Genomic DNA, 15,219 nt, shown 5'->3' with positions numbered 1-15,219 from the left:
GGCACGCCGGCGGGCGGCGGCCCGGCCGGCCGCGGCCTGCTGCCAGAACCTCGGCAGCCACCGCTCGCCCTGCCCGGCGGCGGAGCCCTGCCGCGCCCGGCGGGCCAGGGCGCGGGCCTCCCGCCGCGTCAGCGTCAGGCCCGCCCGCTCACCGGACGGACCGGACGGACCGGGCGTCGGGGTCGTCGTGGTCGTCACAGGTAGTCCCGCAGCTGGGCCGGCAGCATCGAGTGCTCGGGCAGCACCAGCCCGAGCGGCAGCGCGGCCTGGAACGCGACGGCCTGGTTGCCGAGCGCGGGCCGCAGACGCAGGCGGGCCTGGTTGCCCAGCGAGGGCACCAGCCGCTCCAGGCGGGGGAAGTCCGCCTGGGCGGCGCAGGTGACGGTGACGATGACCCCGAACCGGACCAGGCCCGCACCCTGCGCCTCCTCCTCGCCGGCCTTGTGGGCGTACGCCAGCCGTGCCCGCTGCCGGGCGGACACCTGCTGCTTCTGAGAGCCGGTGAAGATGGCGTTGTTCAGCTCCGCCTCGATCGCGTCGGCGGCCTGACCGGCGGGGACCGGCCGGTACAGCAGCGTGACCCGCTTGCGCAGCACGCCGCCGTTCGGCTCGAGGAGCCGGGTCAGGGCGTTGGAGTGGAACTGGCCCTCGCGCACCTCGTACATCTGCCAGGAGCGGGACACCGCCCGGTCGTGGAAGTACTGCTCGACCTGGTCGTCGGCGAAGGTGGGTCCGGCCTCGGCCCACGTCAGGCCGGTGCCGTCCTCGGCGCGGGCCTGCTCGACCTGGGTGGCCACCGTGGGGTCGTAGGCGGTGCGGGTGAAGTCGACGATGTCCTGGGCGGTGCACGCCCTCACGGAGGTGCCGGCCCCGGTCTCCCACAGCGACGCCAGCAGCACCGGGAGCCGGTTCCCGATCTCCTCCGCCATCGTGGCCACGCCGCGGTCGCGGCCGCGGCCGTCGTGGCTGCGCCCGGAGAACGTGACGGCGATGCGGGTGGTGATGATCGGGGAGCCGGTGCCCAGCTCGCGCACCACGTCCTCGATCACGGTCCGCGCGAACGCCGACGCGTCCTCGACCAGGTTGGCCTGCACCATGCGCGTCAGCCGGACCCCGGAGTCCGGGGCCGTCTCCACCGTCACGCTGGCCCCCACGACGTCCTCGTCGAGTGCCAGCTGGCCGAGCCAGGCCCCCCAGTGCGCCACCTGGGAGTCGATCCGCGCCTGGTCGACCAGCGCGTCCCCGTCCGGGTAGGCCTCCAGGACGACCGTGTAGTGCCTCGCGCCGCGCAGGTGGAGCAGGCCGAACGGGGTGCCGAACGCGTCAGCATGCTGGCTGAGGGCGCTCGGTGCCATCAGCCCGGGCAGGGTGAACGAGCCGTCGGGGACCTTCCCGGCCGGTCCGGCCACGTACAGGTTGTCCCCGCGGGCGGTCTTGCGCCGGTGCGCGCCCAGCAGCAGCCGCCTGCTGTAGATGCTGCGGCCCTGCCGAGTGCCGACCACGGCCAGGCCGGCGGCGACGACACCGAGCACGGCTGTCCCCACCGCAGCGAGGTACCAGGTCTGAACCAGCATCAGCACGACCCCCACCACCAGGGGGATGCACAGCAGTGCCACCCCCATGGGCAGCCCGAGGACGCCCTGCCGCGCCGGCCGCACGAAGTTCCCGTACGTCACCACGCTCGTCGACCCGCTCATGACTCCGCCTCCCCCTTGGTCACGTCGTCCATAGCTCCGTCGGCCGCCAGGCCGCTCCTCGCGCCGAGATCACCGACCGTCCTCGCCCCGCCCGCCGCACCGCCGCGGTGGCCCGCGGGCGGGCCGGGCCTGCTGACCCCGCCCGCTGGTGCACCCCGGGCGGCCCCGGAGGCCGCCGTCCCGCCGCCCCGTGAGGCGGTCGGGGTCGCGGAGCCCGAGCCCGTGGCTGCCGGGACCCCGGCGGGCTGCGCCGTCCCACCACCCGGTGACGCACCAGGTGTGGCACCGGCCCCTCCTGCGCCCGGCGTCACCGCGCTCGACGCCCTCCCAGAGGACGCGTCCCCCGGCGTAGACCCGGGGGGTCCCGCCGGCGTCTGACCCGTACCCGTACCCGGACCGCCGTCCGCGGACGCCTCCCCCGCGCCGCCGGGAGACCTCGGCCCACCACCGGTCGACGCGCCGACGCCCGAGCTCGTGGACGTACCGCCCCCAGCTGCTGTGGTCCTCGCAGTGGCACCCCCCGACGTGGTCGCTGCGCCGACGGCGCCACCACCGGCACCCGCACCGGCACCCGCACCAGCACCAGCCCCTGCGGCGCTGGCGGCGCCGCCAGCGGCTGCGGCCCCACCGGTCGCGCCGATCGCGACGACCGCCGCGCCCGTGGCCACCACTGCGGCGCCGGCGGCGGCCCCCGAGAACAGGCCCGAGGTGCCCACCGCAGCGACAGGCGTGACGAACTTGACCAGGGCCGGCAGGGCCAGGGCCGCGGCCGCGATCACGACCACCGCGACCGACGTCAGATACAGGCCATTACCGGCCTCGTCCAGGCTGGCGAACGAGACCGGCTCGCGCAGGAGCAGGATCCCCAGGGCGTAGATGACCCCCGCCACAGGCTTGAAGAGGACGAACGCGATCATCCAGCCGATGGCCTTACGGAAAGCCTGCGCGCCGCTCTCCGACGCCGACGCCGCCGCCAGCGTGGGCAGAAACGCGTAGAGAATCAGAACCAGGGCGCTCCGCAGGATCATGAAAGCGACGTTGGCCAGGGAACCGAGGAACGCGAACAGTGCCAGGATCAGGCCCGGGCCGGTCCCGGCCGCCATCAGCAGGTCGACCGTGAGGAACCCTTCAAGGCTCATCGTCTCGCCGGTGACGCTCTCCACGATCCAGGGCGCGAAGGCGTCACCAGCCCGCAGCGCGGCCTCGAACGTCGCCGTGAGCGCCGCCGAGACCACCACCAGGTTCACCACCATCTTGACGCCCCCGACGCCGCTGGCGAACCGGTGCGTCACCGCGACCCGCAGCAGCGCGATGAGGATGCCCGCCACGGCGAACCAGAACGTGTACCACGACAGCGACTCCTGGATGCGAGTCACCGACTGACCCCCGATGTCCGGCGTCGGCACCTCCAGCCAGAACGTGCTCAACCACGTCAGCACGTTGACCGCGCCATCCGCCATCGAGCGGACGAAATCCGCTACAGCGTTCGCGCCAATCTCAGTGACTGCGCCGGTGACGCCGCTACTGACCTTGCAGCCGACATCAATAATCGAACATTCGGGAATCGCAGCCTCAGCCATTACCTGCCGCTCCCCAAGCGGTGACCGCAGCGAGCTCGATCACTGTCGGCTCGAACTGTGTCCCGGTCATGTCACCCTTCCACGTACCCGCCGATTCGTCCCACACCATTTCGACACGGAAGGCGGCTTCGACAGATGACTGACGTAACCCAAGGTTCACAGCGACGCGATTCGGTCGTACTTCATCAGCCGGGGATACCTCAAGGAACTCGTACCCTGCAATCTGGGCGACGCGCCCAGGTTCCTGACGGTGCGCATCCGGGTCCTGACTGGCAAGCCATGTTTCCAGTGCCGCGTTCTGAACTGCTGCGTCAGCCATGAAGGACGCGTAGTCGGGCCCGATGGCTCCAGCCGTGAAGTGTGCGGCAGCAAAGAGCGCGCCGGTCGGTGAGTGGGCGAAGCACGTCCACCCTGACGACTGCGACGCCTCCGGGCCGTACTCCGGCGATGTCGGGACCATGAACAACCCCGCAGGTGTCCAGTCAGCCTCTGGACCCGCTACGGGGATGTCCTGGCTGTCGGCAGCGAGTCCGCAGTCTCCTGCCTCACCGGCTGGTGTTGTCGCTGACGCTGTAGCCGCCGTGGGCTCGGGCTGCGCGGCCTCGGACCTCGTCGCGGACTGTGCCGCCGGCTCCCCCGGCCGTCCGCTGGTGATGAAGACGACGGTCGCGACGACAGCCAGGAGCACGAGGAAACCGGCCGACAGCCACCACCACATGTTGAAGGGCGATTCGGTGGGGTCGTTCTCGCTGGCCATCGGCGCTCCTCGATCAGATGAAGACGCGCATGATGGCGCCAGCGGCCGAAGCCAGGACGCAGACGATGACGGCGATCACAAGGCCCTTGATCCCGGTGATCTCGCGGCCCGTGAAGCCGGCGAAGGCGAGGTAGCCGGCGGAGCTGAGGAAGCCCGCCAGGCCGAGCATCATCACCCCCCACGCGAGCCAGTTCAGGACGGTGGTGAAGCCCTCGACGCCCGGCGGCGGCTCGGGGACCGGGTCCGGGAGCACGGCGGCGATGTGGGCCATGAAGATCGTCATCAGGGGGCGTCCTTTCGGTTGCCGCGCGCGCTGGCGCGGATGCTGTCGACCGTCCGGCGGACCCGGATGGGCGTGGTGTCAGGGGTGGGCGGCTGGATCCGCCACACCTCGTTCCAGGGCAGGTGCCAGCCCCGTGGGGTCATCCGACCCAGCCGGCGCGCGGTGCGCCGCTGCTGGGTCAGGAGCTTGGGTGCGTCGTCGACGAGGACGAGGCCGAGCAACGTCGACCCGGGCAGCTCGCCCGCCGCCCACAGGCGGGCAAGACGATCAGCGGCCTGCAGGCCGTGGTGGTGGGTGCGCGCGACCACGACGACGGGCAGGGACGGCAGCGGTCGTTCCCAGCCGGCGGCGACGGGCCACCGCTGGCCCGCGTCGGCGGCGCCGTCGCCCAGGAGCCCGGCGAGGGTGCTCGCTCCGGCACCGCCGTGCAGGGCCATCACGAACACCGTGGGGCGGTCGCTGGTCTCCACGGTCGGCCACGGCCGCACGCCGCTGACGTCGACGTCCGGCGCCGCGGCGGGCGTGGCGGGACCGCCCAGGACGACGGCGTCGTCCCACAGCGGGTCACGGTCCAGCACCTCGACAGCAGGAACGGCGGCGGCCACCGTGAGGAACGGATTCCGCGCGGCAGCAGGCACCTCACGTCTCCGCATGATCGACTCCTAACCAATGGGCTATTGCCGTACTATCACAGAGTATCGCACATGGGTGATACTCTTGTAAGAGTGATCGTGACACGGAGGTGGCGGATGGCACAGCGGTGTGCGACCGGGGCGGGGCTACTGCTCGTGACTGTCATCTTGACTGGGTGCGCCGACACTACGACCACGACGGCGGCGACCGGGGGTGCTTCGGCACCCGGTGTCGTGGCGTCGCGGGCCCCCGTGCCCGCACCGGTGAGCACCACCACCGCCGCCGCAGGCCCGACGTCGACGCCCTCGGCGGCTGACGTGCTCGACGACGGGGCCGCCGACGCGGGCCTGCAGGCCGCGGTGGGCGCGCTGACGGCGTTCAGTGACCGCGAGCGGCCGTACGAGACCTGGTGGCCGGAGGTCTCCGCGCACCTGAGCCCGGAGGCGCGGTACGCGTTCGAGGGCACCGACCCGGCGAACGTCCGGGTCTCGGCGGTCACCGATGCCGGTGTGCTCGCGGCGGCGCCCAGCGCGACGCAGATGACGGCGCTGGTGGGCACCGACGTCGGCCAGTACCGGGTCGAGCTGATCCGGCAGAGCGTCGAGGACACCTGGCTCGTCCACGCGCTGACCCCGCCGCCGTCGAGCCCACGGTGAGCCCACGGTGAGCCTGGCCGGGGGACGTCGGTGAGCGCAGGAGGCGCCGTCGCCGGCGGCACGGGCCTGGTCCTCGTCCCGGTCCTGCTGGTGGTCGTCCTCGGTGGCGGGTCCCAGACCTGCGGGCCGACCGGCCCCCTCGCTGTCGCCGGCGGCCCCGGCATGGTGGCCACCGCAGAGGCCACCGCAGAGGCCACCGCAGAGGCCACCGCAGAGGCCAGCGCAGAGGCCAGCGCGGAGGCCAGCGCGGAGGTCAGCGCGGAGGTCAGCGCAGACGCCAGCGCGGTGGCCGTCCCGGTGGGGCCCGTCGCCGGGTACTCCGGCGTCCAGCTGACCAACGCCGCGCACATCATGGCCGCCGCCGAACAGCTGGGCCTGCCGCTGCAGGCCCAGGTCATCGGTGTCATGACCGCGATGGGTGAGTCCGGCCTGCGGGTGCTGGACCGCGGCGACGCCGTCGGCCCCGACAGCCGCGGGCTGTTCCAGCAGCGGGACAACGGGGCGTGGGGCAGCCTGGCGGACCGGATGGACCCCACCACCAGCAGCCTCAACTACTTCCGGGCCCTCACCGCCGTGCCGGGCTGGGCGAGCCTGGAACCCACCCTCGCCGCGCACAGGACCCAGCGCAACGACGACCCCTTCCACTACGTGCGCTGGTACGAGCCGGCCCGGCAGGTCGTGGCCGCCCTGGCAGGCGTCGACCTGCCCCCCGGCGCCACCACCACGGGCGGGGCGTCGGCGTGCCCGGCCGCCGCGGCCCCCGCCGGAGGGGTCGTCACCGCCGGGTACGGCGAGCCAGGCCCGTGGGGCGGGCACTCCAACGGCCGGATCCCCGCCAGCGCGCTCAGCCCGGTCCCGTGGGGCTCCGGGCACGCGCTGCGCTCGGACGCCACCCTCGCGCTGACCGCGCTCGACAACGCCTACCGGGCGCAGTTCGGCCGCCACCTCGCGCTGACCTCCACCTACCGCGACTACGCCCGGCAGGTCTCCCTCAAGGCCCAGAAGGGCTCCTACGCCGCCACGCCCGGGACCTCCAACCACGGGTGGGGGCTCGCGGTCGACCTGGGCGGCGGCGTGAACAGCTACACCAGCGCGCAGTACGCCTGGATGAGGGCCAACGCCCCCGCCTACGGCTGGGTCAACCCCACCTGGGCGCACCGGGGCGGCTCCGGGCCTGACGAGCCCTGGCACTGGGAGTTCTACGGGGTGCCCGATGCGACCGTCTGAGCTGGCCGCCGTCCCCGCCTACCCGCTCCTCACCCTCGCGCTGCTCGAGGACGACACCGTCACCCTCGACGGGCGACCGGTACCCATCGGCCCGGACCAGGCACCCACCGACGCCGGCGTCCATGCCGTCGCCGCGATGGTGCGCGACCGCTCCCTCGGCGCGGTGCGGGTGCGCGCCACCTCCGCCGGCGGGACGCACCTGATGGTGGTGACCGCCGACGGCCAGGCCCACGACCTGGGCGCCACCACGCCGGCGGGGGCGACCCGGACCACCCGGACCACCCGGTCCCGCCCTCGCCGGGGGCTGGCGGTGGCCAGCCTGGCCGGCATTGCCGTGGTCCTCGGTCTCGGCGGCGCCGGCGTCTGGGCCGCCTCCCGGTTCGAGGCCGCACCGGCAACCGCCCCGGTCGGGTCAGACCCGCCCGGGCAGGGCGCGAACGTGCCGGTCCTGGTGCCCCCGGGCTTCGCGACACGGGCTGGCTGGTCACGCGCCGTCGGCGACCGCGCCGAGGTCCTGCTGCGTGGTGACGGCAGCGTCGTCACCACCGGGCCCGACGGCTCCCTGCACGTCGTCGACCCGACGACGGGCCGGGTGACGTGGCGCGGCTCGCGCGCCCCCGGCCCGGTGCACCTCAGCAGCGTCGAGGGCCGGCCCGTCCTGGCTGCGGCGACCGGGCAGACCCTGCACTTGTGGCCGCTGGACACGAGCGGCACCGACACCGGCACCGACGGCGGCACCGCCAGCACCGGCGGCGCCGGCGCGGGCCAGGTCACCGCGACCGAGGTGGAGCTCGACGCGCGGGCCGAGGTCAGCTTCCTCGGCTCGGTCCCGCTGGTCGTTCTGGAGGACCAGACCGTGGCCATGCTCACCGACCAGGGCCTGCGCCGCCGCGACGTGCCCGTGCCCGCCACGCCCGTGCTGGCCAGCGACCGCGGGGTGGTCGCCACCGACGCCAGCAGCTGGTGGCTGGTCAGCGCCGACGCAGAACCCGAGCAGCACACGCTGCCCCGCCCCCCCGGCGCGAGCGGCGCACCACGGTTGATGTCCGCCGCAGACGACGAGCACCTGATCGGCGTGTGGCCGACCAGCGACACCGCCCGCGACGTCGTCGGCCTCCTCGACCTCACCGGCGACGACGGCGGCACGGTCACCGCGCACACCACGGTGCCCGCGCGGGCGGTCAGCGACCGCGACGAGCCCGTCCGCGACGCCGGCGGCGGCACCCTGACCCTCGGCCCGGTGCTCGTCGACGTCGCCGCGGGTGCCGTCGTCGACCTCGGCCGAGGGGTCGAGCCCGCGGCCGTGGCCGGGCGCACCGTGTACGCCACCGTCGACCGTGCCGCCGTCGTCATCGACGCCAGCGACCCCGACGACGTCGAGGTCACCGCCTACACCGAACCACCGAGCCAGCCCGTCCTGCCCGCGGCCGCCGACGACGACGTCGTCTACGTCGTCGCGGACAAGGTCGACCAGACCCTGCTGTACACCCTGCCCCGCACCCTGCCCCGCACCCTGCCCCGCACCCTGCCCCGCGAACCGAGAGGCCAGCCATGATCACCGTTACTGTCGCCGACGACGGCACCGGCAGCGTCGCCCTGCCCGAGGGCCGCGTCGACCTCAGCGCCGCGACCCCTGAGCAGGTCCAGGCCGAGGCTCTCGCCGTCCTCATCGAGCACGCCGCACGGCACGGGCAGCCCCTCGACGTGCAGGCCCACCGCGACGGGCAGACCCACCAGCTGCTCGTGCACCCCGACGGCGCAGTCGACGTCACCAAGCCGGCCGTTCCGGCGCCGCCGGCAGGACGCAGCGCGCCTTACCCGGCGGCGGGCGCCGCACCGGCCGCCTCAGGGTCAACCGTCCCACCGGCGGGTGGTCCGGCCGCTGGCGCAGTAGACGTCGTCCCGAGCCCGTCCGTCGTCCTGAGCCCGCCCGTCGAAGACCAGCCGGCGCCCTTCTCGCCCGTGCGGTGGGCGTCGGCCCCGTCCCAGCGGCCGGCCCCGTCGCAGCGGTTGGCACCGCAGCCCGGCGCAGCCGTGCAGTTCGCCGTGGCCGCCCGGCACGAGACCGGCGACCCGGCGGCCGTGCCCGCCAGTCCCAGTACCAGGCGCGAGGCGCGTCAGTCGTTCCTCACCGTCGAACGGGTCGAACCGCCGGCCACCACCGGTGTGCGGGCCCTGCTCGGACGCCTGGGTATCCGCGTGCCGCCCAGCGCAGCAGAGCGCGCCGAACGGGACGACGTGCAGGCCGTCAGCCAGCACTGGCCAGGACGGCGGACCATCGCCGTCGTCAACGGCAAGGGCGGGGCGGGCAAGACCCCCACCACCATCTGCCTAGCGGCCGTCTTCGCCCGCCACGGCGGCGCCGGTGTCCTCGCCTGGGACCACAACCAGACCCGCGGCACCCTGGGCTGGCGCACAGAGCAGGGCCCGCACCAGACCACCCTGCTGGACCTCCTCCCCCAGGCAGACCGGCTGCAGGGCACCAGCGCCCAGGCCGCCGACATCGCCCGCTTCGTCCACCACCAGACCGGGGACCGCTACGACGTCCTGCGTTCCAAGCCCATGGCCCTGGCCGACGAGCAGCGGCTCGGAGTCGACGACGTCGACGCACTCCACGCCGTCGCCGCGAAGTACTACCGGATCATCGTCATGGACTCCGGCAACGACGAGTCCGACGCGATGTGGCGGCGGATGATCGACCTCGCCGACCAGATCGTGGTGGCCACCACCACCCGCGACGACCACGCCGAGGCCGGCGCCCTCCTGCTCGAGGGCCTCGCCGCCCGGGGCGCCCGCGCCGCAGCCCTGGCCGACCAGGCCGTCGTCGTGGTCAACCAGGCCGACCGCAGCGCCCCCCGCGACGACGCACGCCGCGTCGCAGGCGGCTTCGCGCCCCTCGCCCAGCACGTCGCGACCATCCCCTTCGACCCCGCCATGGTCGGTGGCCACCTCCGCTTCGCCACCCTCCGTCCGGCCACGCAGCGGGCATGGCTCGCCGCCGGTGCCGCGGTCGCCCGTACCCTCTGAGCCTCCCGCGTGATGACCACGCCGCCGACCGCCCCGACTGGACCCCACCCGTGCCGACGAGCCGCCCACCCGACGCCGACCTGGACGCCCTGGGAAAGATCGCCCGCAGCGCCCAACGGCTCGCGGTCGTGCGCTTCCTGCGAAGCCGCACCGACGCCCACCTCGGGGCCATCCAAGAAGGCACCGGCATCGCCGGGCCCAGCCTCGCGCCCCACCTGCGCGAACTCGAGGCCGCCGGCATCATCACCGGCGACCTCACCGCCGAAGAACGCCGCGGCCGCAGCGTCCGCTACCACCTCAACCACCAACGCCTCCAGCAGCTCGTCGACCACCTCAACACCCAACTGCTCGGCTGACGTCCGCACTGCCGCACAGGCCGAGCTGGAGGTCTCGTGGTTGAGCGCAGCGTCACTGGTCCCCGCATGTGACGCTGCGACACGCCGCCGGCGTCCCCCCCGCCGACTAGACATATCCCTAGGTTCAGCGGCATGACGCAGCCCGCTGTTACGCGGCGCCCCCGTGGCTCCGGCCACGGCCGCGTTGCGCTTTTCACCGAGGTCGACGCCGGGACCAAGGCCATCGTCGACCACGTGTCCTCGGTCACGGGCGCGCCGAAGTGGGCCGTCGTCGAGGCGATGGTGCTTCACACCCCGCTCGGCGACGACGGCCTGCCGGTGTGGTGGGAGTCGTTGATGCACCAGGAGGAGCTGCCGCTGCCGCGATCTGCCTAGGGCCATGCCCTAGACACGACGAAGGCCCCGCGCCAACGGGGCCTGTCGTCTAAGTGTTCGAGACCAGGTAGCACTGGTCCGTGATGTCTCCGGAGCGGAGACCCCCAGGTGAGGCTTTTTCGTGCCTGACGCTAGGAGGCTTGATGCTGCCTGCAAGGGTAGCCGTTGACGGCCCGGGCGCAAGCATGTCCGGGGAGTCCGTCGCGCCGTGTCGCATCGACGCGTGGGCGCTGACGCGTGAGATCAGCCCCCGCCCTGCGGTGCGTGTCGCGACGGTCGAGGCCGACGGGACGGTGCTCAACAGCTTCCCCGTGCACCGGGGCCTGGACCAGGACGAGCCGGGGCTGCCGTGGGCGGTCTACCTCGCCGGTGCTGACCAGCGGTTTCGCCTGCTCGTCTTCGACCTGGACGCCAAGACCGGCCCCCCCCCCGCCCACCGTGACGCCGACGTCATCGCAGGCCTGCTCGACGACGTCGGGATTGGCCACGTGGTGTGCCGGTCCGGCCCGTCCGGCGGCCGGCACGTGTGGGTGGCGCTGCAGGCGTCGGTGGACGCGGCCACCGTGGCCACCCTGGCGCGCCTGGCCCGGCACCTGTGCCCGAGCCTGGACATCGCCCCGCTGAGCAACCCGGTGACCGGGTGCGTCCGGCCTCCCGGTGCTCCGCACCGCGACGGCGGCACCTCGCAGGTCCTGCGCGGGGACCTGGGCACGCTCACGGCTCCCTCGACGACCCCGGAGCAGGTCCGTGCCCTGGTGAGCCGCCTCGCGCAGCTCGTCGACGACACCGAGCCTGCGCACGACCCGACGGCGCGCATCCCGCTGCCGGTGGACCGGCACGGTCACCTGTACCTGCCGGGTGCCCGGCGGGCGCTGCCCGCGGTCAGCGCGGCCGCGCTGCAGACCAGCACCGTCGTGGACGGGGCCGTGGGGAGCGGTGCGGTGGTGGGTGATGCCTCTGCGGTGGCGTGGACGGTCCTGATCGGTGCTGCCTCGGCCCGCTGGCGACACGACGACGTCGCCGCCCTGGTGCCCACCTCGCCGGGGCTGGAGCACGTCCGCACCCTGCGCGAGGGCTCCACCCGCCGACCCCGACCGGCCCGGGGCCCGGCGTCGGCGGCGGTGGTGCTGCGCCGGCAGTGGCACAAGGCCGTGCAGCACGTGGCCACCACCGCCCGCCAGGTCGGCGCCGACCCCACCTTCGACGCCCGCGCCGACGCCATCACCGCCGCGGTGCGGGCGGTGCAGGAACGCGCGGACGCCACCGCCGGGCGGTGGGGCACCCGGACCGGGCCCACCGACCGCCGCGTCCTGGACGTCCTCTGCAGGCTGGCCCTGCAGGCCATCAGCGCCGACGTGGAGGCCGACACCCGACGGGTGGCCCTGCTGGCCGGGATCGGCCGGGAGACCGCCCGCACAGGTCTGCTGCGCCTCGCCGGTGAGGGGTGGATCGCCCTGTCCCAGGCCGCCACCGGACCCCACGGCGCCCGCTGGACCATCACCCCCCGAGCCGTCTCCCACGACGCCGTCTCCCTCGCCACAGCCCCTCTAGCCGCGGTCCCCCCAGGGGCCATCCACAGAGGCGTGACTACTGACCGGTCACAAGCGGACCCGCGCCCCGCAGGGGCCGGGCCCGCAGAACGTCTCACCCTGCTCGGCGAGTTGACCGCCCGCACGACTGCTGCCGCGCACGATGCGTTCACCACCAGACCTGGGCTCGGTCACCTGGCAGGGAACATCTGGGCACGCCTGAGCCACCCCATGATCGCTTTGGCCCTCGCGCGGGCCACCGGCCACCCGGTTGAGGAGCTTCAGGTCGTCCTGGGCCAGCTCGCAGACGCCGGCCTTCTCGAGCAAGTCGGTGACACCTGGTCCCGACCAGGGCATGACCACCGCGACCCTCGTGATGCGGCGGCGGCGGCGCGCGGAGTGGCTGGTGTCCTCCTGGAACGCGAACGCCGCTATCGCGTCGAGCGGGCCGCGTGGGCCTGGTGGCAGGCCGAGCACGCCTGGATGCTCGCCCCACGCCGCGCCCACCCCGCCCGCCGGGCCGGCACCGGGCAGTTGGACCTGCTCGCCGAGCCCGGCACCACCACCCTCGGCGCCCACCCCCGACGAGCCGACGGGCGCGCCGACTTCCGCGCCGCCCGCGCCATCGTCGCCGCCGGCACCACCGACCACTCCCCCACCAGCGACCAACAGCAGGCCGCCTGCGACACGGGCAGGCGGCGCGCGGCCTAACAGCTTGTCCCGGCCACGGCAGTCCGGGCGCCACCGGCCTTACCACTGGATGAGCCACCAAGATCAACCTCGCTCGCCTACGTCTCCGTCGGCGAGGAGCCGCGGTGTCCCTACCCCCGAGCACGCGGCCAGCCAGTTCAACGATGACCCTGCCGACAGGCACAGACTCACGAACCAACAGAGCACAGACTCACGGAGTCCGTGACCGTGCTGCACGCCAACGCCTGGGGCAGCCCCGGAGCTCTCCTGCGACGTGGTTCGCGACGCCCGGAACCTCTCGCTCGCCCAAGCCTCCGTCGGCGAGGAGCCGCGGTGTCCCTACCCCCGAGCACGCGGCCAGCCAGTTCAACGATGACCCTGCCGACAGGCACAGACTCACGAACCAACAGAGCACAGACTCACGGAGTCCGTGACCGTGCTGCACGCCAACGCCTGGGGCAGCCCCGGAGCTCTCCTGCGACGTGGTTCGCGACGCCCGGAACCTCTCGCTCGCCCAAGCCTCCGTCGGCGAGGAGCCGCGGTGTCCCTACCCCCGAGCACGCGGCCAGCCAGTTCAACGATGACCCTGCCGACTGGCACAGACTCACGAACCAACAGAGCACAGACTCACGGAGTCTGTGACCGTTTTTGAGCAATTGGAACTCATGCAACGGCGTGTCTGCGCCACGGAGGACGCGAACTCTGTGACTCTGCGAGCCACGTACCTAAACCAATCACGAACTAACAGAGTCCGTGGGGATGGATGTCTTACGCCGGCAGCCGCGTCGTCGCCGTCGTCAATGGCAAGGGCGGCGTCGGGAAAACGACCATCACCGCGAACGTTGGCGGCATGCTCGCCGCCGGAGGAGCCCGGGTCCTCCTGATCGACCTCGACCCACAAGGCAACCTTGCCGAGGAGCTCGGCTACGCCGGTACCGCCGCCGACGACGACGGCCAGGCCCTCGCGCAGGCCCTCGCCTTCGCCTCGCCCGTCTCGCCGCGCACCGGCATCCGCAACCAGCTCGACGTTCTCGTCGGCGGCTCTGAGCTTGACAGGGCCGCCACCAGTCTGACCCTGCGCGGACATACAGACCCCACCGCCGCCAAGACCGCCCTAGCTGATGCCATAGCCGGCTACGTCGATGACTACGACCTTGTCCTTATCGACTGCCCACCCGGGCAGGAGAGCCTCCAGCAAGCCGCCCTCGCCGCCGCCCGTTGGGCCCTCATCCCGGTCAAGAGCGACGCCTCTTCTCGTAAGGGCTTGCTCAATGTTGCCCGCCGCCTCGACGCCGTCGTCGACATCAACCCCGACCTCGACCTTCTCGGCGTCGTTTTGTTCGGCCTCGCCCGGAACGCCCGCCGCGTCAGCGACACTGCCCGCGCCGCCATCGCCGACGACCTGGGTGCCCCCGTCGCCCTATTCACCACCGCGATCCGCCACGCCGAAGCCGCCGCTCAAGAGGCCCGCGACCGCGGCCTCCTCGCCTACGAGCTTGAAGAAGCCGTCCTAGCTGCTCCCAAGTGGTACGAGCGCCTACGTGGCACCACCGCGGGGAAAGCCGGGGGAGAGGGCCCCAGATCCCGCAGCGCCACTGGCCTCGCCGAAGACTTTCAGGCCCTCGGCGAAGAGATCATCGCGCGCATCTCCGCCCGCGAGAGCACCACACCTGCCCCCGCCCCAGGAGGGACTCCATGAGCCTCGAACCAGCCCCGGCCCCCCGACGTGCGCTCGGCGGGTTGCCGCCCCGCACCGGAAGCCCCGCCAGCGTCACCCGCCTCATCCGTTCTAACCGCCTCGAGGAGACCGGCGCCGGCGTCGCGACCCCGCCCGCGGTCACCGAGGCGCCGACCGGCGAGAAGCAGAGTCTCGCCTCGACCGTCACGGAGTCGCAGACTTACGGACTACCGGACTCACAGACTCAACCGACCCCCAAGTACCTCCAGTTGGTGCGTCGGGAGGCCCGGATGCACGCCCAGCAGGTCGCTGACCTCGCCAACCTCACACGCGCCCTCAACGAAGCCCGCCGAAACGGTGCCCGCAGCGGCACGGGGGAGAGGATCACCGACAACACCCTCGTCCGCGTCGCCGTCGACCTCCTCCTGCAGGACCCCCGCCGCCTGCGCGGCACCACCGAGGATGAGCTGCGCTCCAGCGTCGGCCTGCCGCCCCTCCAGCCCGCGTCACTGAGCCGCACGAAATAGGAAGCCACCATGAACGAGCAGACTGGCCAGACCGAGGCAGGCCCTACGAGAGTGTGCTCGTCGAGGCGGTGCGGGTCCTGACTCAGGCGGCCCGACTCACCCGTCCCGTAAAGGAGCCGGCGGCACCTGATCAGGCCTTCGACCTGGTCTACGAGGCCTTGGGGTCCACCTTGGGCCGGGACGGGGTGAAGTTGTCGCGTGACG

At 73.2% G+C, this 15,219-nt stretch carries 15 protein-coding genes; 9 read left to right on the top strand and 6 right to left on the bottom strand.

The window, feature by feature from the left end:
• From WCS02_RS05620 to WCS02_RS05595, 6 genes are all read right to left on the bottom strand, one after another.
• Nucleotides 1–198, bottom strand: a 198-nt coding sequence (locus WCS02_RS05620) for a hypothetical protein (RefSeq protein WP_340290875.1), incomplete at its 3' end; no start/stop codon positions are given.
• Nucleotides 195–1,697 carry an SCO6880 family protein gene (locus WCS02_RS05615; RefSeq protein WP_340290873.1) on the bottom strand — a complete coding sequence of 501 codons (1,503 nt, stop codon included), beginning with the start codon at nt 1,695–1,697 and terminating at the stop codon, nt 195–197. The genes WCS02_RS05615 and WCS02_RS05620, both read right to left, overlap by 4 nt.
• Nucleotides 1,694–3,277: a hypothetical protein gene (locus tag WCS02_RS05610; protein ID WP_340290871.1), complete on the bottom strand. Its 1,584-nt coding sequence runs from the start codon at nt 3,275–3,277 to the stop codon at nt 1,694–1,696. The genes WCS02_RS05615 and WCS02_RS05610 overlap by 4 nt, the downstream gene beginning before the upstream one ends.
• Complete coding sequence (locus tag WCS02_RS05605) at nt 3,270–4,034, bottom strand: DUF8175 domain-containg protein (RefSeq protein WP_340290869.1); 765 nt, start codon at nt 4,032–4,034, stop codon at nt 3,270–3,272. Before WCS02_RS05605 ends, WCS02_RS05610 begins: the two co-directional genes overlap by 8 nt.
• A gap of 13 nt (nt 4,035–4,047) precedes the next feature.
• On the bottom strand, nt 4,048–4,317 hold the full coding sequence (locus WCS02_RS05600; protein ID WP_340290867.1) for a hypothetical protein: 270 nt from the start codon (nt 4,315–4,317) through the stop codon (nt 4,048–4,050).
• Complete coding sequence (locus WCS02_RS05595) at nt 4,317–4,970, bottom strand: DUF6668 family protein (RefSeq protein WP_340290865.1); 654 nt, start codon at nt 4,968–4,970, stop codon at nt 4,317–4,319. The genes WCS02_RS05600 and WCS02_RS05595 overlap by 1 nt, the downstream gene beginning before the upstream one ends.
• A 243-nt stretch (nt 4,971–5,213) precedes the next feature.
• On the opposite strand from WCS02_RS05595, the gene WCS02_RS05590 reads away from it, so the two are divergent.
• The 9 genes from WCS02_RS05590 (at nt 5,214) to WCS02_RS05550 (ending at nt 15,015) form a co-directional block, all read left to right on the top strand.
• Nucleotides 5,214–5,606 carry a hypothetical protein gene (locus tag WCS02_RS05590; RefSeq protein WP_340290863.1) on the top strand — a complete coding sequence of 131 codons (393 nt, stop codon included), beginning with the start codon at nt 5,214–5,216 and terminating at the stop codon, nt 5,604–5,606.
• 30 nt (nt 5,607–5,636) lie between these two features.
• Nucleotides 5,637–6,833 carry a M15 family metallopeptidase gene (locus WCS02_RS05585; RefSeq protein ID WP_340290861.1) on the top strand — a complete coding sequence of 399 codons (1,197 nt, stop codon included), beginning with the start codon at nt 5,637–5,639 and terminating at the stop codon, nt 6,831–6,833.
• Nucleotides 6,820–8,388: a hypothetical protein gene (locus WCS02_RS05580; RefSeq protein ID WP_340290859.1), complete on the top strand. Its 1,569-nt coding sequence runs from the start codon at nt 6,820–6,822 to the stop codon at nt 8,386–8,388. Before WCS02_RS05585 ends, WCS02_RS05580 begins: the two co-directional genes overlap by 14 nt.
• The gene (locus tag WCS02_RS05575) at nt 8,385–9,860 is read left to right on the top strand and encodes a MinD/ParA family ATP-binding protein (protein ID WP_340290857.1); all 1,476 of its coding nucleotides are present in this window, start codon (nt 8,385–8,387) and stop codon (nt 9,858–9,860) included. Before WCS02_RS05580 ends, WCS02_RS05575 begins: the two co-directional genes overlap by 4 nt.
• A gap of 50 nt (nt 9,861–9,910) precedes the next feature.
• A complete protein-coding gene (locus tag WCS02_RS05570) occupies nt 9,911–10,216 on the top strand; it encodes an ArsR/SmtB family transcription factor (RefSeq protein ID WP_340290855.1) in 306 nt (101 codons plus the stop codon).
• 132 nt (nt 10,217–10,348) lie between these two features.
• A complete protein-coding gene (locus tag WCS02_RS05565; RefSeq protein WP_340290853.1) occupies nt 10,349–10,591 on the top strand; it encodes a hypothetical protein in 243 nt (80 codons plus the stop codon).
• A gap of 260 nt (nt 10,592–10,851) precedes the next feature.
• Nucleotides 10,852–12,831 (top strand): hypothetical protein, encoded by a 1,980-nt coding sequence (locus tag WCS02_RS05560; RefSeq protein WP_340290851.1) that lies wholly within the window; start codon nt 10,852–10,854, stop codon nt 12,829–12,831.
• Nucleotides 12,832–13,573: 742 nt separating this feature from the next.
• On the top strand, nt 13,574–14,509 hold the full coding sequence (locus WCS02_RS05555; RefSeq protein WP_340290849.1) for a ParA family protein: 936 nt from the start codon (nt 13,574–13,576) through the stop codon (nt 14,507–14,509).
• Nucleotides 14,506–15,015 (top strand): hypothetical protein, encoded by a 510-nt coding sequence (locus tag WCS02_RS05550; RefSeq protein WP_340290847.1) that lies wholly within the window; start codon nt 14,506–14,508, stop codon nt 15,013–15,015. Before WCS02_RS05555 ends, WCS02_RS05550 begins: the two co-directional genes overlap by 4 nt.
• Nucleotides 15,016–15,219 lie beyond the last annotated feature (204 nt).

Source organism: Aquipuribacter hungaricus (genome assembly GCF_037860755.1).
GTDB lineage: Bacteria > Actinomycetota > Actinomycetes > Actinomycetales > JBBAYJ01 > Aquipuribacter > Aquipuribacter hungaricus.
The sequence above is the reverse complement of the archived record's forward strand: the minus strand, read 5'-3'. Positions and strand labels throughout refer to the sequence as shown.

Coding starts and splice junctions, on each gene's coding strand:
- WCS02_RS05605 (WP_340290869.1), bottom strand. CDS start 4,034: ATGGCCAGCGAGAACGACCCCACCGAATCGCCCTTCAACATGTGGTGG.
- WCS02_RS05595 (WP_340290865.1), bottom strand. CDS start 4,970: ATGCGGAGACGTGAGGTGCCTGCTGCCGCGCGGAATCCGTTCCTCACG.
- WCS02_RS05575 (WP_340290857.1), top strand. CDS start 8,385: ATGATCACCGTTACTGTCGCCGACGACGGCACCGGCAGCGTCGCCCTG.
- WCS02_RS05555 (WP_340290849.1), top strand. CDS start 13,574: ATGTCTTACGCCGGCAGCCGCGTCGTCGCCGTCGTCAATGGCAAGGGC.
- WCS02_RS05615 (WP_340290873.1), bottom strand. CDS start 1,697: ATGAGCGGGTCGACGAGCGTGGTGACGTACGGGAACTTCGTGCGGCCG.
- WCS02_RS05610 (WP_340290871.1), bottom strand. CDS start 3,277: ATGGCTGAGGCTGCGATTCCCGAATGTTCGATTATTGATGTCGGCTGC.
- WCS02_RS05600 (WP_340290867.1), bottom strand. CDS start 4,317: ATGACGATCTTCATGGCCCACATCGCCGCCGTGCTCCCGGACCCGGTC.
- WCS02_RS05580 (WP_340290859.1), top strand. CDS start 6,820: ATGCGACCGTCTGAGCTGGCCGCCGTCCCCGCCTACCCGCTCCTCACC.
- WCS02_RS05550 (WP_340290847.1), top strand. CDS start 14,506: ATGAGCCTCGAACCAGCCCCGGCCCCCCGACGTGCGCTCGGCGGGTTG.
- WCS02_RS05565 (WP_340290853.1), top strand. CDS start 10,349: ATGACGCAGCCCGCTGTTACGCGGCGCCCCCGTGGCTCCGGCCACGGC.